This is a genomic window from Mesotoga sp. HF07.pep.5.2.highcov (genome assembly GCF_003666285.1).
In the GTDB taxonomy this organism is placed as follows: domain Bacteria; phylum Thermotogota; class Thermotogae; order Petrotogales; family Kosmotogaceae; genus Mesotoga; species Mesotoga prima.
On record NZ_JFHJ01000414.1, the window covers coordinates 1 to 3,228 of the forward strand.

Here is a 3,228-nt window from a genome sequence, read left to right on the forward strand (position 1 = left end):
TTTGATAGTAGGGGTACCAGAGAAGATAAGGTCTACGAAGAAGGATTGAGAAGGCAGGAAAAGTATGGATACATCGACCCTGCCTTACCAATGTACCTTTCAAATGAGCTGAAGAAACTGAATATCAGTGCTGTTTTTCGCACAAAGAAGCACTTCGTGTCAGGTTTAGATATAGCAGATACGGCAGCATACTGTATGGGCTCAATCATAAGGAAATGGGAACTGGGCGTCTCAGATTTCTGGCCGTTCTCTGAAAGAATAGCTCGACTTCTCTTCGTTAGAATATTCCACGAAAGAGCAATAGTCATTCTACCCTAAAAAAAAACGGAGCAGTAATGCTCCGCCGACCGGGTTCGCCCGATCCATTTGATACAATATGATTATAACAACTGATAATTGTTTCATCAACAACAAACACGCAAGATACGAGGCGTATTAGGTATCAATTATGAGATATTCTTATCAAAATGGTTCTATTGACAGATGTTTCAGTTTAATCACTCCATACCGTCCGAAATCCTCTTCCTCTGAAAGGTGAAACGCCATGTGATACCTCAGTTTTTTTGTCGGGCCATTGTCATTCCTTAGTATTCTCCATATGTTAGCTTTTTTGACACCCTTTCCTTGACCATGATGTCCGCATTATGATTCCGGTCCTGAGATATATGCTAACATTGTTTTCTCCGTTCGATTGCCAGATACAAGTGAACTTACCACAAAGCAACTGTGTAAAGTCCCTCTAATATAAGGATCTATCTTCACGTTACCTCGACAGTCATAGAGGTAATTGCTGTGTCGCCTACTGGCATAGAGTCTAATTTTCCTCTTGGAAGCGCCAGCTCTTCAGTCACACTTTCTTTTCCCTCTGGAGATCCTCATATACTGAAAGGTGTTTTTTGCAAGAGCAAATTCCCTGTTTTTGCAAGAATTCCAAACAACTTTCCACCCGGGAAATTTTGTTAATGAGTTTTCATTAGCGAATTCCTAATTCTAAAACTCTGACCTTCGAACAACAACAAATGACTGTGGTGAACAAGACGATCAATCATTGCCGAAGTCATCTGTTCATCGTAGAAGATATGGACCCATTTGCTGAACTCCAGATTTGTTGTGATTATCACGCTCCTTTGTTCATAGCATTCTGAGATAACTTGAAACAACAACTTCGATCCATTCGCGTTCAAGAGAAGCGTTGTCAATCACAACACCCACACCTCGCCAATATTATCGGTCACAAATTCCCTTATTCTTCTCCACCTTCCTCTTCGTGAAGCATATCTCCTAAGCACGCTTTGATCAATAGCAAACCTTTCAAAGGCCTCTTCGAAAAGCTCTACCGTCATATCTCCCTGAATATAGTCATAGACCTGTTCATCGCAGAACACGTCTACAAGAATCTTTTCAAGGGATGAAATAGGAACATCATCCACCGACGTAATCGGAGATTGCGTAACTAGGTTCTTGACTATTAGGAGTTCTGGCAAACCCGATCCATAGAGACGCATATCTCTTTCGGAAGGTTTTAGCAGCACACTGTCATAACCTACTGAAAGAAAGTCAAAAACAGACTCTTCAGCGCCCTTTTCAGTCTCGATAACAAATCTCCTGCCTGCTGCCTGCTGCGAAATGAAGGAGTTTATCCAGTATGTATCTGTCATACAAAGTCCGAGATAAGGAAACTCTTCGGCCAGAGAAATCCATAAATCCTTAAGCTCAGCAGATATTGATGGAAGGTAGGTAGGTTTCACCTCGGTGCTGAAAATACCCTTGGCAACTCTAGAAATCATCCCCATCTTCTCCAGGGATTGGGCAGTACCACTAACGCTTGTCAATTCACTCGGTTCTCTAATATCCGAAAGCCTCAGAAAACTCCCTTTCATCCCATCAATCTTCAAGTCTGACACGGCAAGGTTTTCTATTCTGTAGATCCCCCTGCCTGCCGAGCTAAGCAAACCGATTTTCTTGAGTGAATTTATGCGCCAGTCAAGGCGTTGCTCAGAATCCTCCGGGAACAGTCTTGCCAAATAAGTGATAAGCTTCCGTCTGGTAATAAGTCCCGATTCATCGGCAAGATCAGAAATATCTCTCTCAAAATTTCTCACAAACACCTCCAGCTACCTCTATTAAGTACGTCAATTATATCAGAATAGTGACAAATTTATTAGATATGATCTGAATTTATGAATAAACGGACCGACCTCTGAAAGAACGAGATTCCGATATGGGACTATAGACCGCTCAGAATGTACGTGAATTGTATAGAATGTTGCTCAGAAGGGAAATAGCCTTTCTTTTTCATATAGGTGGTCACAGCTCTTCTTAGAATTGTGTTTGGGCTTTCAGCAACTTCCATTTCTGCCCTTCTTGAGCTCCAAAGTTTCACCCCCTAGGTTGTTTCTGCCTTCGATTTGTCGATGATCTCCTTGAAGTGTTCGTGGCAGTATGACTTTCTGCCCAGAAGCTCTGAATTTTTCCTGCATATCTCCTTTTGATTCTGATCGATCAATCTTCCGCAAACACTGCAGACATTGGGATTGGAGCTTAGCCTTTCCTGAACTTCTTCCTTGTACTTCTGATATCTCTTGAATTCCAGACCGTAGCTCTCGGCCAGTCTCTTTGCCTCAATCGGCAGCAAACCATCTACCAAAATAACTCCGTGCTTTGCCCTATGTTTCGGAAGAGAAGCGGCGAGACTCTGCACTTCGGAGTTATGGATTTCATCATTGCCCTCTCTAATAGAGAACACCGTCTTTTCTCCGAAGATGTCCGCGATAAGATCAACGGAGGAATAATCGCCCCGAGGCGGAAAATCACAGGACACTCCATAACTTTCGAGTAGGTCCTTGAACTCGAGAACGAGAAGATTCCTGAGGCTCTTCACGTTCCGCTCGGGCTTCAAGTACCTCCTGATCCTAAACGACACGAGATTTACAGCGATTATCTGCGCAAATAGCAGGCCAATAACCACCTGATAAGGAATCACAAATGCAAGCGCAATGATTGCAGCCGACGCCACCCACCAGTACTTCCTGAAGTAGTATAGAATCATAGGGTTTTTCCTGTCACTTCATGTCCGTTTCGATCGAAATCCACTTCCACACCTCGTCCAGAAAACACATCGAATATCAATTAGACTATTGTTCAAAGAACCGCGAAATACCTCTTTATCTTCTGAGCCATGAGATAACGCCGCTCCTCGAGGAATTCTTCATAGTCGTCTATTGTCAT

Annotated in this window: 3 protein-coding genes and 1 pseudogene; 1 reads left to right on the forward strand and 3 read right to left on the reverse strand. The window is 42.9% G+C overall.

The window, feature by feature from the left end; genetic code table 11:
- A partial coding sequence (locus BG32_RS15590; protein WP_183084313.1) for a hypothetical protein occupies window positions 1-318 on the forward strand: 318 nt, incomplete at its 5' end.
- Between the two features lie 641 nt (window positions 319-959).
- On the opposite strand, the pseudogene BG32_RS08725 reads toward BG32_RS15590, so the two are convergent.
- From BG32_RS08725 to BG32_RS08735, 3 genes and pseudogenes are all read right to left on the reverse strand, one after another.
- Window positions 960-1,184, reverse strand: a pseudogene (locus tag BG32_RS08725) (ATP-binding protein); the annotation flags it as partial.
- A 15-nt stretch (window positions 1,185-1,199) separates the two neighbouring features.
- Entirely contained in the window at window positions 1,200-2,102 is a 903-nt protein-coding gene (locus BG32_RS08730; RefSeq protein ID WP_121526688.1) for a DUF6577 family protein, read from the reverse strand.
- A gap of 284 nt (window positions 2,103-2,386) precedes the next feature.
- Complete coding sequence (locus tag BG32_RS08735; RefSeq protein ID WP_121526689.1) at window positions 2,387-3,049, reverse strand: restriction endonuclease; 663 nt, start codon at window positions 3,047-3,049, stop codon at window positions 2,387-2,389.
- Window positions 3,050-3,228: the final 179 nt, after the last annotated feature.

What these genes read in the sequence shown, in the direction of transcription:
- BG32_RS08735 (WP_121526689.1), bottom strand. Translation starts at nt 3,049, where the DNA reads ATGATTCTATACTACTTCAGGAAGTACTGGTGGGTGGCGTCGGCTGCA.